This is a genomic window from Streptomyces sp. 8N114 (assembly GCF_052245835.1).
In the GTDB taxonomy this organism is placed as follows: domain Bacteria; phylum Actinomycetota; class Actinomycetes; order Streptomycetales; family Streptomycetaceae; genus Streptomyces.
In genome coordinates this window covers 112,536-132,888 of sequence record NZ_JBQQBT010000002.1, presented here as the reverse complement: position 1 = coordinate 132,888, position 20,353 = coordinate 112,536, and the positions used below count along the sequence as shown (strand labels likewise).

The following is a 20,353-nucleotide window of genomic DNA, read 5'->3' as shown; positions in this document are numbered from 1 at the left end:
AACATGGGCCAGTCGGAAGCCGATCTCTGCAGACAGGACATGGCGAAAATCGAGACCGCGGTGAGCAATATCCGCACGGCCGCGAAGAAGGTGACCGATCTGATGGGCCCCGACACCTGGACGGGCACCTCGGCGGACAACTGGGCCGGCGACTTCAACGGCCGCATGAGTTCGCTCGGCTACCTCTTCGACTCCTACCCGGCGGAGGAACAGCGGCTCATCACCAAGGCCGGGGAGGCAGAGCCGAAGTAGGACGTTCGTGCACAGCCGTTCAAGCACATCGGCTGAGTCGCCGGGAAATCCGGCGACTCAGTTGATGGGCACGAACCGCCGCTCGCCGGTCTTCGGGTCGGGGGGTCCGAGATACTGCTGACCGACGACGTGATCCTCCTTCGCCCCCACTGTGCCCTCGAAGCCGAAGGGGATGCCCTCGATCGTCACCTTTGCGCCCGCCTTCACCTCGGTGGCTTTGCCCTGGTAGGAGACAGCGCTCACCTGCCCCCGCTGGTGCGCCAGTTTGGTGAAGAGGTCCGCGTCGGGAGCCGGCGGGCCGGACGGGACGCCAGGGTTGATCAGGGCGGAGGCGGGCGGAGTCTGCAACCACTGCCGCGCGGCGGCCTGCTCGTCGGCGGCTGCGCCGATCGGCACATTGACCGTCACGACGTTGGCGTTGGTGCCCCCCGACTTGTAGGAGCCGGAGACCTCTGCGGACTTGACGTCGAGTTCGCCGCCGAACGATCCGTTGAGCTTCCCCTCCACTGTCCGGATGAGCCGGACAGCGGTGATGTTGGTGTTGGGGTCCGGGTTGTTCTTGTCCCGGACCACCTGGATCGTGCCGTTGAGGACACCCCCGCTTTCGACCTTCTTCCCGTTGTTGCCCGCGGTGGCCGTGCCTTCCACGACGAAGTCCCGGCTCTCCGTCACCGTTGGGGGCTTGCCGGGGAGGGTGCTGGTGATGGTGGACATGTTGCCGGCGAACTTGGCGTTGAGGGTCAGGTTCCCGTTTGCGATCTCGAGGCTCGCCTCCGTCCCCAGCGTGCCCGTCTTGATCTGTGGCTCACCGATCCGCTTCAGAATCTTGTCGATCTCCATCGTGGCAACGCCCATGGGGTTCATGTCGGGCGCCATCTCCTGCTGCCGCAGCATGAATACCTGGTGGATGTCCTGCTGGAGCCGGTCCGCTTCCGCCTTGTCCTTGAAGACCCAGGTGTCGCCGATCTCCAGCTTGACCGCACCGCTCAGAGTCAGCGCTCCCCCGTTGTCGACCTTGACCCCGGCCTGCCCGTTGTTGATCATCGTGACGCGATAGGTGCCGTCGCTCATCTGCTCGGTGCGGAAGGCGAAGCCCTGGCCGATCTCGAAGATGCCCAGCGACAGCTTGACGCCGCCCGAACTCTCCTCGCTCGACGTCTTGTAGGGCACCACCTTGAAGTAGGCCAGACTCGCCGCCTGCTGCTGGATCTCCGGGGGAAGCCCCTTGAGCGTCTCCAGTACCTCCGGCTTCAGGTACAGGTACTGCTCGCGCTGCGCCGGTGTCAGACCCGCCCACCACTGGGCTATCGCGTCCTCGCCCGCGTTCGGCTTCGGTGTGGCGTTGAGGTCGACCGGAGCGTCGAACAGGCCGCCCGCGTCCAGTTGGGCGCCGAGCGGGGCGGCCTGAGCGACCTGCTCCAGCCGGTCGATCCTGGTACGGATGTCGGTCGCCGTCTGGCGGAGGAACGGATCGACGGAGCCGGGCATCGGCCCGGCGGCAAGCGCCCCGGCCGACATGGAATGCGGAAACAGTTCCACCGGGAAGTCGGTCACGCTCGATGTCGTCGGCAACGGCAGCGGCGCTCCACCCGGCATCTGGAGGGTGGTGAGCACAGGGTCGAGTTCCGGGCTGGTGCTCACCCGCTGCGGCGCCACATCGTTGGCTGCCGCCTCCAAGATCTGTGTCAGCTGCCGGTGCAAGGGCACCATCGAGCCGGCCACCGTGTCCAGGTGCCCGGCCAGCTCCCGTACCCTCGCCGGATCGAAGCCTTGGAACTGTCCCATCAGCGACCCCCTGTACCGGCCGCAGCTGCCTCTTGGTCGAGCAGATCGGCCTGGTTCTCCCAGGTCTGCGCGCTGGTGCGCAGCCCGTTGGCCATGCCCTCCAGCGAGCCCTGGTAGTTGCGCAGCGTTCCTGTGATGCGTTCGGCGTACGGGCCGCTCCACACGCCGTCGGCAGTCGCCTTGGCCACCCCCGAGCTCAGCGTGGAGCCCAGCGAACCGGCGAGGGTGCGGGCCTGTGCCGCGTGCTGCCGAAGGCGCAAGGCCCGAGCCCGCGCCTGCTCCGGTGTCTCCCCCGGTCTCATCGCTCCCAACGTTCCCCCCTGCTGATCAGCCACCGTTGAGCGGTATCTCGATCGTAGGACGAACTTTTGGACGCGAGCGCTCTGTTGCATGATTGCTACGCAGAGCAGAGCGCATCAGTGCAATGGCCGACGAGTCTGGACCACGGAACGGACACCGGCCGACCCCGGGGGAGCTCATATGGAACTGCGGCTTACTGCCGCCGACGCCGCGGGCGGGCGGCGTGCGGACCTGCTGGTGGATGTCGAGCCCGACGCCGCAGTCGGGACCGTCGCGCGGGAGGTCGCCCGGCAGCTGGGCGGCACCGCACCGGACCGCGGCCACCCGGACGGCAGCGCCCCGGGCGGCGACGGCGGTGCACCTGCCCTCTTCGTCAACGGCTACCCCCTCGACCCCGCCCTCCCGGTGGCCGACTCCCCCGTCCGGGACGGCGCGACGGTCTCCGTGGGAGCGCCCGGCGCATGCCCGCAGCCCGAAGCGCAAGGCCCCGTGGAAGTGCGGGTGGTGGGCGGCCCGGACGCGGGGCGGGTGTACCGGCTGGGCCCGGGGGTCGCCGTCGTCGGCAGTGGGCCGGAGGCGTGGGTGCGGCCGGCGGACAGCACGCTGCCCAGCTCGGCCTGCGAGATCGATGTGGCCGTCGACGGCACGGTGACCGTCACCCCGGCGTTCGGCAGCAGCGTCACGATGGACGGCCACCAGCTGGAGCAGCCCGGAACGTGGCGGCAGCGGGGCGTGGTTGCCGCCGGGCACTCGCTGTTCGAGCTGCGCGAGCCCAGCTTCCCGAACGCCGCGCTCAAGCCCTCACAGGACGGTACGGGCCTGGATTACAACCGGCCGCCGCGGATCAAGCCCTCAGCGCGTAAGACGCAGTTCCAACTGCCGTCCAGGCCCACGCAGTCCGAGAAGCGACCGCTGCCGTGGGCGGTCGCGCTGGCGCCGCTGCTGGCCGCCATCGCGATGGTGGTGATACTCGGCAGCGCCATCTACATGATCATGGCCGTGCTGACCCCGGTCACGCTCGTCGCCAACCACTTCTACGACCGCCGGCACGGCAGGACGTCGCACCGCCGCAAGCTCCGCGAGTACGAGCAGCACAAGGTCTCCATCGAGTACCAGGCGCTCAAGGCGATGGCCGAGGAGACGGCGGCGCGCCGGCTGGCCTGCCCCGACCCGGCCGAGCTGTATGTCGTCGCCACCGGACCCGGGCAGCGGCTGTGGGAGCGACGGCTGGAGGACGACGACTACGGCGTGCTGCGCGTCGGCACCGGCGCGCTGCCCTCCGAGGTGGAGGTGAGCGACCCCAACCAGCAGGAACACCGGCGTACCGAGCCGCGGATGCTGACCGACGTCCCGGTGAGCATCCCGCTGCGGACCCACGGCATCCTCGGCGTGGCGGGCCGCGGCGAGCTGCCCCGCGCCGTCGGACGCTGGCTGGTCGCACAGGCGTCGGTGTTGCACAGTCCGACGGACCTGAGCATCTGTGTGCTGACCGACCCGTCGGGCCGCGAGAGCTGGGAGTGGGTGCGGTGGCTGCCGCACGCACGCGGGCGCGAGGGCCAGAGCGCGGTGGCGCTGCTGGGCACCGAGATGGAGAGCGTGGCCCGCCGGATCAGCGAGCTGCTGGCACTGCTGAGCGCGCGCCAGGAGACCGCCGGGGAACGCCGGCCGGGCGCCGACGACCAGTGGCGCGGCCCGTCCGTGCTCGTCGTCCTCGACGGTTCCCGCAGGCTGCGCGCCCTGCCCGGGCTGACCCAACTCCTTCGCGAGGGGCCCCGCTTCGGGATTCACCTGGTGTGTCTTGACGCGGACCGGGGCCTGCTGCCCGAGGAGTGCCGGGCGCTGGTGGAGGAGGACCACTTCGGGCTGCTGCAGGTGTCGCAGTTCGGCGAGAACCTGGTGCAGTCGGTACGCCCTGACTGCGTACCGCCCGCCTGGTGCGAGTCCGTGGCGCGCGCCATGGCGCCGGTCCGTGATGTGAGCGAGAAGGAGTCCGGCGCCCTGCCCGACTCCTGCAGGCTGCTCGATCTGCTGGACCTGGAGCCGCCGTCGGCCGCCGCGATCACGGCGCGCTGGGCTGCGGGCGGCCGGTCGACCGCCGCCGTGGTCGGCGCCTCCTTCGACGGCGCGTTCACCATCGACCTGGTGCGGGACGGGCCGCACGGGTTGGTCGCGGGCATGACCGGATCCGGCAAGTCGGAGCTGCTGCAAACGCTGGTGGCGTCGCTGGCGGTGGTCAACCGGCCGGACGCGATGAACTTCGTACTCGTCGACTACAAGGGCGGCGCCGCCTTCACGGGCTGCGAGCAACTGCCGCACACCGTCGGCATGGTGACGGACCTCGACTCGCACCTGGTGAAGCGGGCGCTGGTCTCGCTCGACGCGGAGGTACGGCGCCGCGAGCGGATCCTGGAGCCGGTCGGCGCCAAGGACATCGAGGCGTACGACCGGGCCACTCGCCGGGACCCGTCCCTGGCGCCGCTGCCCCGGCTGCTGATCGTCGTCGACGAGTTCGCCTCGATGGCCCGGGAGCTGCCGGACTTCGTCACGGGCCTGGTCAACATCGCCCAGCGGGGCCGCTCGTTGGGCATCCACCTGATCCTCGCCACCCAGCGGCCCAGCGGTGTGGTCTCGCCGGAGATCCGCGCCAACACCAACCTGCGGATCGCGCTGCGGGTGACCGACAACTCCGAGAGCCAGGACGTCATCGACGCACCCGACTCCGCGTACATCTCCAAGAGCACTCCGGGGCGGGCGCTGGTGCGGCTGGGCGCGTCCTCGCTGCTGCCTTTCCAGTCGGGCCGCGTCGGCGGGCGCAGGCCGCAGACGGCCGCGGAGCAGACCAGCGAGCCGTGGGCCGTGCCGGTTGCCTGGCCGGACCTGGGCCTTCCGGCGCCCACCCGGCCCAAGCCGTCGGGCCGCCCGGACGACGATCCGCTGACGGACCTGGCACTGCTTGTCGAGGCCGTGGGCGAGAGTGCCGCAACGCTGAAGTGCGAGGAACCGTACCGGCCCTGGCTGGAGCCGCTGTCCGACCTGGTGACGGTGGCCGAGGTGCCCCGCCCTGCGGCCGACCGCCGAAGCGATGTGCCGCCCGCGGTGTTCGGCGTCACCGACGTACCGGCGCGGCAGGCGCGCGAGGCGCTGACCCTGGATCTGGTGGACGGCGACCATCTGCTGCTGATCGGCGGGCCGCGCTCGGGCCGTTCGACAACCCTGCGCACGATCGCCGCCTCGCTGGCCGACATCGCCTCCCCCGCCGATGTGCACCTGTACGGCGTGGACTGCGGCTCCAACGCGCTGGTGCCGCTCTCCGTGTTGCCGCACTGCGGCGCTGTCGTCACCCGGGACCAGCCCGACCGGCTCACCCGGCTGCTGGCCCGGCTTCAGACTGAGATCGCCCGCCGCCAGCAGATCCTGGCGCGGGCAGGCGCCTCCAACGTCGCCGAACAGCGCGCGTCCGCCGTCTCTCCCGAGGAGCGGCTTCCGTGGCTGGTGCTGCTGCTGGACGGCTGGGAGAGCTACACCGCCGCTTTCGAGTCGTACGACTACGGAAAGCTCGTCGACGCCATGACCCAGCTGTTCCGCGAGGGGCCTTCCGTCGGTCTGCGGGTGGTGATGACCGCGGGGCGCAGCGGCCTGTCGGGCGTCGTCTCCTCCTCCTTCGGCGACCGGCTCATCCTGCGGCTCGCCGACCCCAACGACTACACCACGGCCGGTCTGACGCCCCGGGAGGTGCCCTCCCACCTCCCGCCGGGCCGCACTCTGCAGCCCGGTGACGACGGGGTGCTGGAGAGCCAGATCGCGCTGCTGGACCCGGACCCCTCCGGCCAGGCGCAGGTGAGCGCCATCCGGCGCATCGCCGAGCGGGCCGCCACCACGCACGGCCGTCCACCACGCGGCCTGCGCCCCATGCGGGTGGACGCCCTTCCGGGGCGCGCCACCACGAGCGAGGCACTGGCGCTGGACCCGGAGTTCGCCCCGCCGTCCCCGCTGTGGGCGCTGGTGGGCGTGGGCGGCGACGAGCTCGGCCCGCTCGGCGTCGACCTGTCCCAGCACGGCCCCGGCTTCGTCATCGCGGGCCCGCCCAAGTCGGGCCGCTCCACCTCGGTGTGCGCGGCGGCGCGGTCGCTGCTGCGCGCGGGTCTGCCCCTCGTCGTCGTCACCCCCAAGCGCTCGCCGCTGCGCGAGCTGGAGAACGAGCCGGGGGTGCTGGGCGTGGTACGGGAGACGACGGACGCGGCGCCGCTGCAGGAGCTGCTGGAGCGGGCCGCCGAGGACGGCCGGTACGCGGTCGTCGTCGACGACGCCGAACTGGTCTACGACACGCCGCTGGACTCCGTGCTGGAGGCTGTGGTGCGCAGCGGCGTGGACGGCGGCCACGGGCTGGTGGCTGCCGGCACCACCGACTCGCTGACCTCGCAGTACCGCGGCTTCGTCAGGGAATCCCGGCGCGCCCGCAGCGGGCTGCTGCTCTCGCCGCAGAACAACTCGGAGGGCGAGCTGTTCAACATCCGGCTCCCCCGCGCCACCGCCTCCGGTGTCGCGGGCCGCGGACTGCTGGTGCTCAGCGGGGAGATGCTGCCGGTGCAGGCAGTCACAGACGTCTGAGCGCCGGGTGCCGGCCCCCGTACGCCGCCGGGGGCCGGCACCCCGCACACGCAGACGGGCCGCAGCCGACAGCGGCTGCGGCCCGTCCGTGCTGGATCGGTCAGCGGTTGATCAGTGGTGGATCAGTTGGTGGCGTGGTCGATGTTGTCCGCGTTGGTCCGGGCGGCGCGTCCCGCGTCCTGCAGCGTCTGCACGAACCTGTCGAAGGTCGGCTTCAGCCCCTCCCACTCGGTACGGAACTGGTCCGCCTTGCCACCCTTCCAGTAGCCGCCGCTGCTGGTGCAGGCGCTCTGGAGGCTGTTGATCAGTCCCTGGAGCGTGGTGGCGTCACCGTCGAACTTGCCCGCCAGATCCCGCAGCTGCTGCAGATCAGCACCGTTCATCCCCATAGGGAACCCTCCCCGTATTCCGGCATTGACACGTCTTGCAGCACGTTAACGCACTCCGCGGCGAACCGGGTACGGATCGTGTCACAGCCCGTCAACGGCCTTGTCGCGCCCGGCTGCTGCGCGGTGCAACTGCGTAGCAACAAGGAGAGTGCCGGCCCCCATCAGAACACCGGCATGGCCGTCAGGGTGCCGCCCTGGAGGAGGAAGACCCGGTTTCCCGCAGCGGTGGCCTGCCAGGGGCCGGCGGCGCCCTGCACATAGGTCCATGCCTGTGTGCCCTTGCGGGTGTCGACAGCGACCATGCCGTCGGTGCCGTCCTCATGCAGGGCGACCCACGCCGTGCCCCGCTGGACCGTGGGCGCGTCGGGAGGGAGCGTGGTCGTGTTAAGCGTCACCGTCCACTTTCCGGCGCCGTCCGCTGTGCTGCGGGCCTCGACGTCGGCGCCGTTCGACGCGTACAGCACCTTGCCGTCGAGCGCCGGGGCGCCCCAGCCGCTGTCTTCGGCAGCCGGCACAGTCCACTTCCTGGAGCCGTCGGCGAGGGCGAGCGCGGTGAGCCTGTGACCGCCGAGGTAGACGAGGCCGCCAGCGACGGCAGGGACGAGTGCAGCACCCACCTTGCTCTGCTGCCGAGGGCCCCAGACCGTACGGCCGTTCGCCGTATCGACGCCGACTACCTTGCCGTCCGCGCCATGGACGACCAGCCGCCCGCGCGCCACCGCCGCCCGCGCAGGCTGTCGGTCCGTGGAGCGGACGGGGAGCCGTACCGTCCAGACCCGCTTGTGCGAGGTGAGGCTGAGTGCGCGGAGCTTGCCGCCCTCGGTGACCAGGTAAGCGGCCTCCGCGTCGGCCGCCAGCAGGACGGCGGCGTCGGCCGAAGCCGACCACCGTTCTTCTCCGTCCGCTTCCGGGTCGAGGCCGAAGACCTCACCCGACTTCCCGATGCCCAGCACCGTGGGCTGCTCCTCCGCCGAGATCAACAGCGGTCCGGCGGTGGCCGCCAGGGAGACGGGGGCCTTCCAGCGCCGTCCGCCGCTGCGTACGTCGTAGGCGTGCAGACCGCCGCTTTTGGCAGCTACGACCACCACGTCGCGTACGGGCAGCGGGGCCGGGCCCGCGTCACGGGCCACGGCGTACGGGCCCCAAAGCGGGGTGGGAGGTTTTCCGTTCTCGTACCCGGACATAGGCTTCGCATCCCACTGATGCGCCCCGTCGCCCTCGCCGCTCTCGTCGGCGCCCAGCCAGTACCAGGCGCCCGCGCCGCCTGCGGCCAGCAGGGCACCGCCGCCCGCGAGGGCGGTGAGCAGCCGCCGCCGCGAGGGCTTGCCTTCCGGTGGCCCGGCAGCAGTCGGCCCGTCGGTGGGCAGAGCGGTCAACCGACGCGCGGCACGCTCCCGGTCGGCGACGTCCTCGGCGAGAGCGCCCTTGAGCCACGCCCGCTCCGCACCCCGGGGCGGCGCGAGCGCCTGAGCCAGCCGATCGGGCGCGGGACGCCGGCCGGCGTCCTTCTCCAGACAGGACGCGAGCAGCGGCAGCAGCTCCGGCGGCAGCCCGCCCAACCGGGGCTGCCCGTGGACGACTTCGCACTGCACCGCTGCCACATGCTCCCCGGTGAAGACTCGTTCGCCCGTCGCCGCGAAGGAGAGCACAGCACCGAGAGCGAACACGTCCGCCGCCGGGCCGACGCGCTGCCCCAGCACCTGCTCGGGCGGCCCGTACCCGGGGGTGACCGGCACCTGCCCGGTGGTGGTGAGGGTCAGCCCGTGTTCCGGCCGTGCGATACCGAAGTCGATCACGCAGGGCCCGCCGGACGTCAGCACGATGTTCGACGGCTTCAGGTCCCGGTGCACCAGGCCCGCGTCGTACGCCAGTTCCGGCCGCAGCACCTTCAGCGCCGCCGGCCTGCCCCCACCGTCCCGCCCGAGATACACCTTCCCCATCCCTCCGACCCCCAGCACACCGACCAGCCGGTACGGGCCAAGACGGACGGGGTCACCGGTGCCTAGGGGGTTCATGGCGTACTCCACGGAGAGTTCGTTCACTTGAGGGGAAGACCGAAGACCCGGCTGCCCGTGGCGACGACGAGCTGCCCGGAACGGCGGTGGGCGAGGAGAGTGGGTGCCTCCTCGTCGTCCTTCCCGACCGAGGTCCAACCGACCTTGCGTTCCTTCCGGTCGACGGCGGTGATGAGCGAGGGGCCGTCGGAGGGGGAAGTAGACGTATCTGTTGCCGACTGCGGGAACGGCATCGACCGGAATCCGAGAAGCCACCTCCGCCTCGATCTCCCAACGGATCCTGCCGCTTGCGGCGTCGAGCGCGACCACTCCGTTGCCTGATTCGAGGGCGTACACGGTGCCGCCCGCGAAAACGGGGGCTCCATATTCCGCCACGTCCGAAGACTCGGCGTCATGTTTCCGGCCCTTGCCGAATCGCCACATGGTCCTGCCGTCCGCGATGCGCAGTGCGTAGATCTCGTCGAGGTTCAGATAGACATTTCCGCGCGCGTCGGCCCCGGAGGTGCGCACCTCGCGCCCGTAGGGGATGTACATGTCCCAGGCTCTCTTACCGGTCTCTGCATTGATCGCCCACACCTTCTCGTCGACCGAGCTGGCCAGGACGATCAAGCCGTCGGCTTCCGCCAGCACCATCGCGTCGTGGGGGACCTTGCCCCGCCATCGCTGCTTTCCCGTTCCGGCGCCCAGAGCGGCACAGCGGCGGCGCTTTCCGGGCCGGTTCCGCCCATGAGGTCCCGTACGTCGGTGACGGGCTTGCCGAACTTCGCGTCTCGTGTATTCCAAGCGCAGAGCCGCGCTTCCTCACCCTGCAGCCCGTAGATCCGGCCGCCGTCGGCAATGGCGGACCACACTGCCTTCTCGGTGCCGACGATCTTCCCCCCCGTCGGACAGCAGGGCGAGCTCCCCGCCAGTGCCCCTCACACCCACCTGCTCTCCGGCCGACAGCAGGGTGTCCACGCCAGGGATCGGAAGTTCGCGTTCCCAGCGGGATTTCGGTGCGGATGCCGGCTTCGCCGGGGAGGGGGCGGCCCCGACGGTGTTGCCCTCGGAGCCGCCGCCGAATCGCGTCCAGGCCGATATGCCTCCGGCCGCGGCGGCCGCCACGACCCCGCCGCCGGCAAGCGTGAGGATGCGGCGGCGGGCAGGGCCGATGCCTGCGGAGCCGTCAGGCGGCGCCGGGGAGTTGGCTGTCGGCGAGGCCGAACGTGACTGCTGGATGTCCCAGACGGCCGTGCTGCGCCGCAGGATCTCTGCGTGTACGGCATCAGGCAGCGAGTCGGCGTACTCCCCCAGGGCCGTCCTGCAAGGCGGTGGCCAGTTCCCCGGTCGCTGGGCGCTCTTGCGGGTCCTTCGCCAGGCAGTGCTCCAGCAGGGGGACGAGTCCCTCCGAGGCCAGGGAGAGGTCCGGTTCGGCGTAGCGGACGCGGTAGAGCAGGTCGGCGGTCCGGCCGCGCCCGAACGGTCCATGACCGGTGCAGGCGAAGACGAGAACACCGGCGAGCGCGAACACATCGCCGGCTGGCGTGTGCTCTGTGCCGGTCGCCTGTTCCGGGGACATGAACGCCGGGGTGCCCGCTGCCGCTCCGGTACGGGTCAACCGGTCGTCGCCTGCTGCTCGTGCGATACCGAAGTCGATGACTTTGGGCCCGGTTGCGGCCAGCAGGATGTTGGAGGGTTTCAGATCGCGATGGACGACGTCCGAGGCGTGCAGTTGGGCGAGGGCTCGCACAGCCGGGCACCGAGTGCGCGGGTGGCGTCCTCGGGCAGTGGACCGCACAGGGCGACGGCTTCGTCCAGGGGTGGTCCCAGCACGGATTCCGTCGCCAGCCACGGGGTCTCGGCAAGGGGGTCCGCGTCGATGACGCGCGCGCCGTGGTGGCCACCGATGACGCGGGCGGCGTCCGCCTCCAGTCTGAAGCGGGTCCGGAACTCCGCTGCGCGGCGATGTCGGGGTGCATTGTCTTGAGCGCGACCGTCCGGCCCCGCGGGGAGCGGCCCAGGTAGACGGTGTCCATACCGCCGCTGCCGAGGCGGGCGACGAGCCGGTAGGTGCCAAGGCGTTCGGGGCCGTCGTGAGTGAGGGGCGCGGCCATGAGTTCAGTCCACCGGGAGTGCGTAGAGGCTGTCAGCTGCGGTGACGAGGACGACGCCTGTGGCGCTGGCCACGACCGCGCCCCGGGTCCGCGTCCGGTGTGCTGCTTGCCATGGCGAGCCTCCACAGGGGCGATCCGTCGCGGGCGTCGAATGCCTCGGTCTCAAGAGGGCTGCTCCTGAACAACGTGCGTCCTGACGCGCTCCTGTCATTGCGGAGATGAAGAACGGCTCCTTCTCCCCGGCGTTCTGCTTCCGGCGCCACCGCTGTTTCGCTTCCCCGACATCCATCGCATAGATCGTCGACTTGGAGTCCTCGAGGTAGAGCGTTCCCTTCCGCTCGGCGATCGCGGCACTCGCGGTACCACTGACCGGGAATCGCCAGCGTTCCTTGCCGTCGGAGAGCTTCAGCCCGCGAACGCTGTCCCCGCGACCGACAACGAGGAGGTTCCCGCACATCGGCACAGCGAGCTGGTCGCAGTCATTTCCGGTTCCTTATAGGTCCTCCGCCATTTCTTACGGCCGTTACGCGGATCGAGGCGAGGTACGTGAGGTCGTCCTTCAGCGGTGCTTTCAGGCCCGTATTGGCGAGGAGCAGAGAGGAGCCCGACAGCACGGGTCCAGCCGCCCCGCGGCTGGGCACGGCGAGGTAGTCGCCGAACTCGGCAGGAACGGGCGTCCGCCGTGTATGTCCTTTCGTGCCATTTGATGTTTCCGGAGCGCGCCGAGAGGAGGCTGAACTTGCCGTCGTCGCCGTCCGACGGGACCAGGAAGTGACCGTTTCCCACGTCGAGAAGCTGTGGCGAGCTGATGTCCTCCCGCTCCCACCGCTTCCTGCCGCTGCGGACATCGAAGGCGACCATGCCGTCGGTTCCGGTCTCACCGCCGACTATGACGGTTCTGTCCGCCACGACGATCAGTCCGCTCTTCTCGACCGGAGAACCCTGCCGACGCCACAGCGGGTGAGCTCGGCAGAGGCGGAGCCGAGGGCAACCCCCGGTTTCCCCGCGTTCCGCGGAAGCTGCCGCGTCATCGCGTAGGTGAGGACCACGGCCAGCCCGTAGAGGTCTCCCAAGGGGCGGGGGCGTCCGCCCGTGACGAGTTCGGGGGCCAGGAAGGGGTCCAGGGCACGGGGTTCGCCGTCCGGGGCGGTGACCCGGGCGGCGCCGAAGCCCGCGAGGCGTGGGCCGTCGCCGGTCAGCAGGACGTTCTCGGCCGTGACACCCGCGTGAGCGGTTCCGGACGCGTGGAGGTGGGCGAGGGCTTCGCCGAGTGCAGTGCCGACGGCAACCACGGTGCGGAGCGGCAGCGGTCCGTACGTCTCGATGACGATCGGTAGCGGAAGTGCGGGGCGGTACGGCGACGCGCTCCACACAGGCGCCGCGCGCCCCTCCCCGTGTCGGGGACGCACGCCCCCTCGATCTCACTCGCCCCGCTGACCTCGGTGATCGGCAGCAGCCAGGGGCTGCCGGACGCGATCTGCTGGGCGGCCAAGGCTTCGTCCCGGAAACGGTGCACGTAAGCGGTGTCGGCCCGGAACTCCGGCAGCACCGTGGTGACGAGGGCCGTCCGGTCGCCACCAGGTATCAGTCCCAGAAACCGGCTCGAGGTGGCTCGGATCTCGCTTCCCGCGGAGTCCAGGCGACCGACGAGTGCGTACGGTCCGAGCCGTCGCGGATCGTCCTCACGCAGCGGTTCCATTCCCTCCCCTATGGATGACGCAGGGGAGCGAGCCTGCGCCAGCCGTATCCCTGCAGCCACAGAGGGTACTCAGGGGTGACCAGCTCGGACGGATGTGATATAAATCACACTGTATGGGGTGATTTATCCCGATTGTTGGTCACTCGGGGTAGGTGGTGGACGGTTTCCGCCGTTCGCCGCAGGCGCTCCCAGGAAGGAGGACGACCATGGCAGTGCCTACTACCGGCAGCACCATCGAGCACCACCCGGATCTCGTGGAGATGCGCGCCCGGTACGAGAAGGCCGGATCCACTCCGGTCGCACAGCTCGTCGAGGGGCTGACCTTCCTCACCGGTCTCTACATCGCGATCTCTCCGTGGGTGGTCGGGTTCAACGGATCGACCACTCTGACGGTGAGCAACCTCATCGTGGGACTGGCGTTCGCGGTGCTCGCCCTCGGGTTCGGTTCCGCTTACGAGCGGACGCATCTGCTGGGTTGGACGGCGCCGCTGCTCGGAGTCTGGGTGATCATCTCGCAGTGGGTGATCAAGGGGGCTCCGGATACGGCGCAGATCGTGGTCAACAATGTGGTCGCGGGAGGTGTGGCAGCCGTCTGCGGATTCGCGATCATGGGGTTGGCGCTCATGGGCAAGCGGAAGACGACAGGACGCACAGCGCCTGTGACGCGCGAACGCGAACGGGAGACGTGAACACAAGACACCGACAGAAGCCATGACGCGCGGGATCCGACGCGCGTGAGGACGGGCGGAGCGGTCTGACGAGCGACCGCACCGCCCGTTTCCTATGACTTCCCGGCCCCGGCTCCCGGCCCGGACCGCTCCCCTCTCCGACCCGCTCGCCTCCCCCGGCCCGGTTCCGACTCCGGCTTTGGCTCCGGCTTTCCGGCCGCCGCCGGATGGCTCCCAGGGGGTGCGGCCCGGGGCGGACTGGGATTGGCTGGGGTGATGAGGGGCCGCAGCCGGCATGCGGGTGGAGGGCCGCGGCTCGGCGACACGGCACACGGGCAGTCAAGGAGGCGTCCGACGGGCCATGGGCATGGGCACGGCGCAGCGGATCGACGCCTTTCAGCAGCGGCACCGCTGGGCGGGTCTGCCCCTCGCCGTCGTCTACAAGGTCATCGACGACCAGGCCCTCTATCTGGTCGCCCTGCTCACGTACTACACCTTCCTGTCGATCTTCCCCCTGCTGCTGCTGTTCGTCTCGGGGCTCGGCTTCTTCCTCGAGGACAACCCGGAGCTGCAGAGGCGGCTGCTGAACTCGGTGCTCGGCGAGTTCCCGGTGCTCGGTGACCAGCTGCGCGGCCGTATCCATGCGTTCCGCAGCAATGGCATCGCCCTTGCGGTCGGTGTCGCCGGAAGCCTCTATGGCAGCCTGGGAGCCGCGCAGGCCGCGCAGTACGGCCTCAACAAGATCTGGGCGGTACCCCGGTACAAGCGGCACGATCCCTTCAAGTCACGGCTGAAAGGGATGCTGTTCCTGATGACGGTGGCGTGCGGGCTGTGCGTGACGCTGCTGCTGTCGCTGGCGGCTGCGGAGTCCAGGGCGTTCGGCACCGACCTGGGCACCGGACTGCGCGCGACGATCGCGCTGGTGGTGGTGGCCCTCAACGCCGCGCTGCTGCTGGCCACCTACGCCTTCCTCACCCACCATCAGGTGGCTCTGCGACGGCTGTGGGCCGAGTCCGTCGGCGGTGCCTGCGCATGGCAGCTGCTGCAGTGGGCCGGCGGGTACTACGCCACCAAGGTGCTGCGCGGGGCGAGCTTGACGTACGGGATGTTCGGAATCGTGCTCGGTCTGCTCGGCTGGATCTATCTCGGCGCGCTGATCTTCGTGGTGGCGGCCGAGGTGAGCGTGGTGCGCGCCCACCGGCTGTGGCCTCGCAGCCTGCTGACGCCGTTCACCGACCGGGTGTGGCTGAGCTGGGCCGACCGGAAGGCGTACGCCTCCTATGCCACCACGGAGACGTTCAAGGGCTTCGAGACCGTCAGCGTGGAGTTCCATCAGCGGCCACCCCCGGGCGCCCCGCCCGCCGAGGACCCGCCGCCCGATCCCATGTCCGATCCCACGTCCGATCCCGCGTCCGGGGAGGAGCCTCCGCCCGGCCGGCCGGGCCCGGGCTGAGGCTAAGGCTGGGCTTCGCCTCGGTGGTCGGGCTCCTCCTCCACCTTGCCGCGGCCGGTGAACGCGTCGCGGGCGCGGTCGACGAGGCCGACGCCCGGGGCCAGGGCCTTGAGGGCATGGGGCTCGTGAGGGCTCGCGCGGTGCGGGCGGGTGGGAGCGGTCTTCTTGGCGTGCCGGACCTTGTCGCCGAGGTCGGTGAGCTCCGGGGGTGGCAGCACCTCCTTGAGCCGCGGGAACAGGTTGTCCTCCTCGTCCCGCACATGGATACGGACCTCCTGGATCAGGCTGGTCAGGATGTGGTCGAAGGCCGGGTCGTCACCGCCCAGCCCCTCCAGGTCCCTCATCAGCCGCTCGACGCCCTTGTGGTCCTCCAGCTCCCTGTCCGCGAGAGCCTCCCCGCCGACCACATGGGAACGTACGGCCGGGTACAGATACTCCTCTTCCGCCACGGAGTGCCGCACCAGTTCGATCACCGCCCGCTCGGCATAGTGCTTGCGCGCCTCGTGTCCGGGCGGCAGCGCCTCGATCTTGGCGAAGAGCTCCTCCACCTCGCGGTGGTCGGCGGTGAGTTCCTCGATGACCGTTCCACCGTGTGCCATGGCGTCTCCTCCCGCTGCGGCCCGCCGTTCCGGGGCTTGCCTCGGGTCCCCGCGAGGCGTATCCGGCTAACCTCCGCGGCCCGACCGGGTACGGAGCGCCACCGAACGTTTCACCGGCGGCTGCCAAGGAACCCCGTGGCGCGTGTGGCTCCTGAGACTGCCAGGGGTGTACGCCCCGCAAGGCGATTCCGAACTGCTGCTCGAAGCCCTCCACGACGCAGCCGTACCGCGCGGTACGCGGATGCTGGACGTCTGCACCGGCACCGGAGTGGTCGCGCTGGCGGGCGCGCGGCTGGGCGCCGCCGAGGTGCACGCCGTGGATGTCTCGGCGCGGGCCGCGCTGGCGGCCGCCTGGAACGCCCGGTTGCGGAAGCTGCCCGTCCGGGCGCACCGCGGTGACTTCCTGGCACACGCTGCGGGCCGCTTCGACATCGTGACCGCCAACCCTCCGTACGTACCGCACGCGGAGCCGGACAGGAACGCCGGGCGCCGGGCGCGCGCCTGGAACGCCGGACGGGACGGACGCAGGGTGCTGGACCGGCTGTGCCAGGCCGCACCGCAGTTGCTCGCCGTGCACGGGGTACTGCTGGTGGTGCACTCCGCGCTGTGCGGTCCGCAGCGGACGCTGGACATGCTGCACCAGGGCGGGCTGAAGGCGGCGGTGACCGCACGCCGTATCCAGCCGTTCGGCCCGCTGCTTCGGGAACGGGCGCACTGGCTGGAGCAGCGGCAACTGATCGCCCCTGGACAGCGACACGAGGAACTGGTGGTCATCCGTGCCGACCGCACCCGGTGAGCAGAACGAGCCACGCCGCGACCGACGGCGTGTGACCCTGGAGCAGGGCGGACCCGTGCTGGTGGAGGGCCCTGTGGAGGTCCGGCTCGACGACGGGCGTACGGTCGTCTCCGACCGCTTCATGACGGCGCTGTGCACCTGCCGCCGCAGCCGCACCTACCCCTGGTGCGACACCAGCCACCGCCGCCGCTCCCGAGCCAACTCCCGCGACCGGGAGGCCCCCTCCCAGGCCGGCGACGCTCAGGGACGTGACGACGCTGAGCGACATGACGGGGGCGGGACGTGACGGGACGTGACGGAGGGACAGCCACCCGGTGGTCTCAGGGCAGCGGGGTGCCGCCGGTGGCGTTGAGGATCTCCGCCGTCACGTAGTTGGCGTCCTCGGAAGCGAGGAAGACATAGCCCGGCGCCATCTCTGCGGGCTGCGCGGGCCGTTGCAGCAGGCTCTTGGCGCCGAACTCGGAGGTGTCGGGGAGCGTCGAGGGGATCAGCGGCGTCCACACCGGGCCGGGCGCGACGGCGTTGACGCGGATGCCGCGCTCGGCCAGATTCTGCGCGAGACCCTGGGTGAAGGTGACGATGGCACCCTTGGTCATGGCGTAGTCGAGCAGATGCGGCTTGGGCTGGTACGCCTGCACCGAGGTGCTGTTGATGATGCAGCCGCCCTGCGGGATGTGCGCGAGCGCCATCTTGGTGATCCAGAACATGCCGTAGAGGTTGGTGCGCATCACACGGTCGAACTGCTCGGTGCTGATGTCGTCGATACCGCCGGACTGTGCCATCTGGAAGGCGGCGTTGTTGACGAGTACGTCGATCCCGCCGAGCTCCCGCACCGCGCGGTCGACCAGCCGGCGGCACTCGGCTTCCTGGCGGATGTCGCAGGCCACGGGGACGGCGCGGCGGCCCGCCTCCTCCACCAGCCGGGTCGTCTCCTGGGCCTCGTTCTCCTCCTCGGGCAGATGGCCGAAGGCGACGTCGGCCCCCTCGCGGGCGTAGGCGAGCGCGACGGCGCGTCCGATGCCCGAGTCCCCGCCGGTGATCAGGGTGCGCCGGCCGGTCAGCCGGCCGCTGCCCCGGTAGCTGTGCTCGCCGTGGTCGGGGCGCGGCTCCATGGCTTCGGTGTCACCCGGATGGGTCTGCTCCTGCTGCGGAAACTCCGGCTTGGGGTACTTGTCTGCGGGGTGCCCACCGGTCGGCGGGGTGCCGTTGCCTGCTGCGCTCACGTTTCCTCCTCCGTCCATGGTTCGCGGTCGGTCGGCCCCCGCCCGCCTCCTTCAGGGAGGGGCGGGCGGGTCGGGAGGGCGGTTCCGAGCCCGGCCGCCGGATGTCAGTGCGCGGATGCGCCCGCCGGGAAGCGGTCCCAGGCCCGGTGCTCGGCCAGCAGCTCGGTGACCCGGCTGAACACGGAGCGCGGGTCGTCGGCCACCACGACGCCGGGCGCGTCCTGCGGGCACCCGGCCGCGGCGAGCACGTCGGCGCCGGCTCCCCACGCGCCCAGCGCCTTGGCGTGCCGGAACGCCTCGGAGACCAGCAGCAGGACGCGCGGGTCGATGCCGCCGCTGCCGGTGTGCAGGCCCGCTTTGGCGTCGCGGGCCCCGTAGGCGTCACCACCGACGCCGGGTGCCGCGGCGAGCAGTACGGCGTCGAACTCGATGGAGCGGGCGCCTGCGAAGGTCCGCTGGACGACGACGGGCCCGCCGGCGCCCGCGAGTTCACCGCCGTGCGGGGCGATGACGAGCGGCACCATGCCACCGTCGTGGATGGTGGTACGCAGCGTGGAAAGCGCCGCCAGGTCGCTGTTCTCGTCGGCGACGATGCCGACGACCCGCCCGTCGGTGGGCCAGCTGCGGCCGACTTGGGACAGCGCCGGGCTGGGGGACACATCGGGGAGCGGGCCGGAGGGGTCGGGCGCCGGGAGGCCGAGCCCGGCCGCCACCGAGGCGCACAGCTCCGGGTCGATATCGGCGAGCACCCGCAGCTGGCGCTCCTTGATGGACTGCTCGTAACACTTGCTCAGCTCGAAGGTGTACGCGGCGATGACGTGCTCCCGCTCGACCGGGCTGAGGCTGAGGTAGAAGCGCCGCGGGTGGCTGGTGTGGTCGCTGAAGGAGGCGGGGGCTGCCCGCACCTTGGACGCCTGCGGGACGGTGACCGGGCTCTCCACGTAGGCCCCCTCCCCGGGGCCCGCCAGGAACGGGCAGCCGCCGTCCAGCGAGTTGGGGCGGTAGGGCGCCACGCCGCTGTGCACCGCGGTCTGGTGCATACCGTCCCGCGTCATGTCGTTGATCGGTGCATGCGGCCGGTTGATGGGCAGCTGCGCGAAGTTGGGACCGCCCAGCCGGGTGATCTGGGTGTCGATGTACGAGAAGAGCCGACCGGCCAGCAGCGGATCGTCGGTGATGTCGATGCCGGGCACCAGATGACCGGGGTGGAAGGCGACCTGCTCGGTCTCGGCGAAGAAGTTGGAGGGGTTGGCGGTGAGCGTCATCAGCCCGAGGGGCTGCACCGGTGCCCACTCCTCGGGCACGATCTTGGTCGGGTCGAGCAGATCGATGCCCTTGAACGTCTGATCGGAGGTGTCGGGGAAGGTCTGGATGCCCAGCTCCCACTCCGGAAAGGCACCCGCCTCGATGGCGTCGGCCAGGTCCCGGCGGTGGAAGTCCGGGTCCATGCCGCCGGTGATCTGGGCTTCCTCCCAGGTCATCGAATGCACACCGAGCCTGGGCTTCCAGTGGAACTTCACCAGCGTGGTGCCGCCCTGCTCGTCGACGAGCCGGAAGGTGTGCACGCCGAAGCCCTCCATCATCCGGAACGAACGCGGGATGGCCCGGTCGGACATGGCCCAGATGGTGTGGTGGGTGGCCTCGGTGTGCAGCGAGACGAAGTCCCAGAAGGTGTCGTGCGCGCTCTGCGCCTGCGGGATCTCCCGGTCCGGATGCGGCTTGCCGGCGTGGATGACGTCGGGGAACTTGATGGCGTCCTGGATGAAGAAGACCGGGATGTTGTTCCCGACGAGGTCGAAGGTGCCCTGCGCGGTGTAGAACTTGGTCGCGAACCCGCGGGTGTCCCGCACCGTGTCGGCGGAGCCGCGGGAGCCGAGCACGGTGGAGAAGCGTACGAAGACCGGGGTCTCGACGTCCTTGCCGAGGAAGGCCGCCTTGCAGATCTTCGAGCCGGTGCCGTAGCCGCGGAAGACACCGTGCGCCGCGGCGCCCCTGGCGTGCACCACCCGCTCCGGGATCCGTTCGTGGTCGAAGTGGGTGATCTTCTCCCGCAGATGGTGGTCCTGAAGCAGTACGGGCCCGCGCTCACCGGCCTTGAGGGAGTGGTCGGTGTCGTACAGCCGCAGGCCCTGCGCCGTGGTGAGCCGGCCGCCCGTCTGGGCCCATACCGCGGGGTCAACATCGGCGTGCTCGCCGGTGGCGGAGTAGACCTCGGGGCCCGACTGGTCCTGTTTGGGCGGCAGCGGCTCGCGCGGGGTGGTCGGCTCCTCGACGGGGGGTGCTTCGGGCGCTGGACGTCCGGGGATGAACGGCTCCCCTTCGTTCCGGTTCTCGTGGGCCGGGCCGGCCATGGGACCTCCAAGAGCGAGTGAGACGGACCACCGCAGGGGTAACCCGGCCGTCCCGCCCCGAAACGGGAGGTCTCGGAAGTATCCGCTGATGCCGCAGGGCCCCGGAAGCTCGCTCGGCGCAG

18 protein-coding genes and 1 pseudogene are annotated in these 20,353 nt (G+C 70.7%); 6 read left to right on the top strand and 13 right to left on the bottom strand.

Annotated elements, in window-relative coordinates:
- The first annotated feature begins 3 nt into the window (after positions 1 to 3).
- A complete protein-coding gene (locus tag ACTWQF_RS06165) occupies positions 4 to 252 on the top strand; it encodes a hypothetical protein (RefSeq protein WP_443277812.1) in 249 nt (82 codons plus the stop codon).
- A gap of 57 nt (positions 253 to 309) precedes the next feature.
- On the opposite strand, the gene ACTWQF_RS06160 is transcribed toward ACTWQF_RS06165, so the two are convergent.
- Both ACTWQF_RS06160 and ACTWQF_RS06155 read right to left on the bottom strand, forming a co-directional pair.
- A complete protein-coding gene (locus ACTWQF_RS06160) occupies positions 310 to 2,037 on the bottom strand; it encodes a hypothetical protein (RefSeq protein ID WP_443277810.1) in 1,728 nt (575 codons plus the stop codon).
- Positions 2,037 to 2,339: a hypothetical protein gene (locus tag ACTWQF_RS06155; RefSeq protein WP_443277808.1), complete on the bottom strand. Its 303-nt coding sequence runs from the start codon at positions 2,337 to 2,339 to the stop codon at positions 2,037 to 2,039. The genes ACTWQF_RS06160 and ACTWQF_RS06155 overlap by 1 nt, the downstream gene beginning before the upstream one ends.
- 178 nt (positions 2,340 to 2,517) lie before the next feature.
- Here ACTWQF_RS06155 and ACTWQF_RS06150 point away from each other — a divergent pair, with 178 nt between their 5' ends.
- Entirely contained in the window at positions 2,518 to 6,945 is a 4,428-nt protein-coding gene (locus ACTWQF_RS06150; RefSeq protein WP_443277806.1) for an FtsK/SpoIIIE domain-containing protein, read from the top strand.
- Between the two features lie 122 nt (positions 6,946 to 7,067).
- On the opposite strand, the gene ACTWQF_RS06145 is transcribed toward ACTWQF_RS06150, so the two are convergent.
- The 8 genes and pseudogenes from ACTWQF_RS06145 to ACTWQF_RS06110 form a co-directional block, all read right to left on the bottom strand.
- Complete coding sequence (locus ACTWQF_RS06145) at positions 7,068 to 7,328, bottom strand: WXG100 family type VII secretion target (RefSeq protein ID WP_443277804.1); 261 nt, start codon at positions 7,326 to 7,328, stop codon at positions 7,068 to 7,070.
- Between the two features lie 167 nt (positions 7,329 to 7,495).
- Positions 7,496 to 9,349 carry an outer membrane protein assembly factor BamB family protein gene (locus tag ACTWQF_RS06140; protein WP_443278474.1) on the bottom strand — a complete coding sequence of 618 codons (1,854 nt, stop codon included), beginning with the start codon at positions 9,347 to 9,349 and terminating at the stop codon, positions 7,496 to 7,498.
- Positions 9,350 to 9,372: 23 nt separating this feature from the next.
- The gene (locus ACTWQF_RS06135; protein WP_443278494.1) at positions 9,373 to 9,582 is read right to left on the bottom strand and encodes a hypothetical protein; all 210 of its coding nucleotides are present in this window, start codon (positions 9,580 to 9,582) and stop codon (positions 9,373 to 9,375) included.
- A 22-nt stretch (positions 9,583 to 9,604) separates the two neighbouring features.
- A pseudogene (locus tag ACTWQF_RS06130) lies at positions 9,605 to 10,132 on the bottom strand (outer membrane protein assembly factor BamB family protein); the annotation flags it as partial.
- Between the two features lie 481 nt (positions 10,133 to 10,613).
- Positions 10,614 to 11,078 (bottom strand): serine/threonine-protein kinase, encoded by a 465-nt coding sequence (locus ACTWQF_RS06125; RefSeq protein WP_443277802.1) that lies wholly within the window; start codon positions 11,076 to 11,078, stop codon positions 10,614 to 10,616.
- 368 nt (positions 11,079 to 11,446) lie between these two features.
- Positions 11,447 to 11,899, bottom strand: coding sequence for an outer membrane protein assembly factor BamB family protein (locus ACTWQF_RS06120; protein ID WP_443277800.1), 453 nt, complete (start codon positions 11,897 to 11,899; stop codon positions 11,447 to 11,449).
- Positions 11,848 to 12,303 (bottom strand): outer membrane protein assembly factor BamB family protein, encoded by a 456-nt coding sequence (locus ACTWQF_RS06115; protein ID WP_443278473.1) that lies wholly within the window; start codon positions 12,301 to 12,303, stop codon positions 11,848 to 11,850. The genes ACTWQF_RS06120 and ACTWQF_RS06115 overlap by 52 nt, the downstream gene beginning before the upstream one ends.
- Positions 12,304 to 12,356: 53 nt before the next feature.
- Positions 12,357 to 12,851: a protein kinase domain-containing protein gene (locus ACTWQF_RS06110; protein WP_443277798.1), complete on the bottom strand. Its 495-nt coding sequence runs from the start codon at positions 12,849 to 12,851 to the stop codon at positions 12,357 to 12,359.
- A gap of 496 nt (positions 12,852 to 13,347) precedes the next feature.
- On the opposite strand from ACTWQF_RS06110, the gene ACTWQF_RS06105 reads away from it, so the two are divergent.
- Both ACTWQF_RS06105 and ACTWQF_RS06100 read left to right on the top strand, forming a co-directional pair.
- The gene (locus ACTWQF_RS06105; protein ID WP_443277797.1) at positions 13,348 to 13,830 is read left to right on the top strand and encodes an SPW repeat protein; all 483 of its coding nucleotides are present in this window, start codon (positions 13,348 to 13,350) and stop codon (positions 13,828 to 13,830) included.
- A 340-nt stretch (positions 13,831 to 14,170) separates the two neighbouring features.
- Complete coding sequence (locus ACTWQF_RS06100) at positions 14,171 to 15,262, top strand: YihY/virulence factor BrkB family protein (protein WP_443277795.1); 1,092 nt, start codon at positions 14,171 to 14,173, stop codon at positions 15,260 to 15,262.
- Between the two features lie 2 nt (positions 15,263 to 15,264).
- Here ACTWQF_RS06100 and ACTWQF_RS06095 read toward each other — a convergent pair whose 3' ends face one another.
- Positions 15,265 to 15,861: a hemerythrin domain-containing protein gene (locus tag ACTWQF_RS06095; RefSeq protein WP_443277793.1), complete on the bottom strand. Its 597-nt coding sequence runs from the start codon at positions 15,859 to 15,861 to the stop codon at positions 15,265 to 15,267.
- A 142-nt stretch (positions 15,862 to 16,003) separates the two neighbouring features.
- Here ACTWQF_RS06095 and ACTWQF_RS06090 point away from each other — a divergent pair, with 142 nt between their 5' ends.
- Both ACTWQF_RS06090 and ACTWQF_RS06085 read left to right on the top strand, forming a co-directional pair.
- Positions 16,004 to 16,657: a HemK2/MTQ2 family protein methyltransferase gene (locus ACTWQF_RS06090; RefSeq protein ID WP_443277791.1), complete on the top strand. Its 654-nt coding sequence runs from the start codon at positions 16,004 to 16,006 to the stop codon at positions 16,655 to 16,657.
- A complete protein-coding gene (locus tag ACTWQF_RS06085; RefSeq protein ID WP_443277789.1) occupies positions 16,638 to 16,943 on the top strand; it encodes a CDGSH iron-sulfur domain-containing protein in 306 nt (101 codons plus the stop codon). The genes ACTWQF_RS06090 and ACTWQF_RS06085 overlap by 20 nt, the downstream gene beginning before the upstream one ends.
- A 34-nt stretch (positions 16,944 to 16,977) precedes the next feature.
- Here the strand turns inward: ACTWQF_RS06085 and ACTWQF_RS06080 are convergent, their stop codons facing one another.
- Both ACTWQF_RS06080 and ACTWQF_RS06075 read right to left on the bottom strand, forming a co-directional pair.
- A complete protein-coding gene (locus ACTWQF_RS06080) occupies positions 16,978 to 17,898 on the bottom strand; it encodes an SDR family oxidoreductase (protein ID WP_443277787.1) in 921 nt (306 codons plus the stop codon).
- Between the two features lie 86 nt (positions 17,899 to 17,984).
- Positions 17,985 to 20,231 (bottom strand): catalase, encoded by a 2,247-nt coding sequence (locus ACTWQF_RS06075; protein WP_443277785.1) that lies wholly within the window; start codon positions 20,229 to 20,231, stop codon positions 17,985 to 17,987.
- Positions 20,232 to 20,353 lie beyond the last annotated feature (122 nt).

Excerpts from the sequence above, each read along its gene's own strand:
- ACTWQF_RS06165 (WP_443277812.1), top strand. The coding sequence starts at position 4 with ATGGGCCAGTCGGAAGCCGATCTCTGCAGACAGGACATGGCGAAAATC.
- ACTWQF_RS06160 (WP_443277810.1), bottom strand. The coding sequence starts at position 2,037 with ATGGGACAGTTCCAAGGCTTCGATCCGGCGAGGGTACGGGAGCTGGCC.
- ACTWQF_RS06155 (WP_443277808.1), bottom strand. The coding sequence starts at position 2,339 with ATGAGACCGGGGGAGACACCGGAGCAGGCGCGGGCTCGGGCCTTGCGC.
- ACTWQF_RS06150 (WP_443277806.1), top strand. The coding sequence starts at position 2,518 with ATGGAACTGCGGCTTACTGCCGCCGACGCCGCGGGCGGGCGGCGTGCG.
- ACTWQF_RS06145 (WP_443277804.1), bottom strand. The coding sequence starts at position 7,328 with ATGAACGGTGCTGATCTGCAGCAGCTGCGGGATCTGGCGGGCAAGTTC.
- ACTWQF_RS06140 (WP_443278474.1), bottom strand. The coding sequence starts at position 9,349 with ATGAACCCCCTAGGCACCGGTGACCCCGTCCGTCTTGGCCCGTACCGG.
- ACTWQF_RS06135 (WP_443278494.1), bottom strand. The coding sequence starts at position 9,582 with ATGCCGTTCCCGCAGTCGGCAACAGATACGTCTACTTCCCCCTCCGAC.
- ACTWQF_RS06120 (WP_443277800.1), bottom strand. The coding sequence starts at position 11,899 with ATGTGCGGGAACCTCCTCGTTGTCGGTCGCGGGGACAGCGTTCGCGGG.
- ACTWQF_RS06115 (WP_443278473.1), bottom strand. The coding sequence starts at position 12,303 with ATGGTCGCCTTCGATGTCCGCAGCGGCAGGAAGCGGTGGGAGCGGGAG.
- ACTWQF_RS06105 (WP_443277797.1), top strand. The coding sequence starts at position 13,348 with ATGGCAGTGCCTACTACCGGCAGCACCATCGAGCACCACCCGGATCTC.
- ACTWQF_RS06100 (WP_443277795.1), top strand. The coding sequence starts at position 14,171 with ATGGGCATGGGCACGGCGCAGCGGATCGACGCCTTTCAGCAGCGGCAC.
- ACTWQF_RS06095 (WP_443277793.1), bottom strand. The coding sequence starts at position 15,861 with ATGGCACACGGTGGAACGGTCATCGAGGAACTCACCGCCGACCACCGC.
- ACTWQF_RS06080 (WP_443277787.1), bottom strand. The coding sequence starts at position 17,898 with ATGGACGGAGGAGGAAACGTGAGCGCAGCAGGCAACGGCACCCCGCCG.
- ACTWQF_RS06075 (WP_443277785.1), bottom strand. The coding sequence starts at position 20,231 with ATGGCCGGCCCGGCCCACGAGAACCGGAACGAAGGGGAGCCGTTCATC.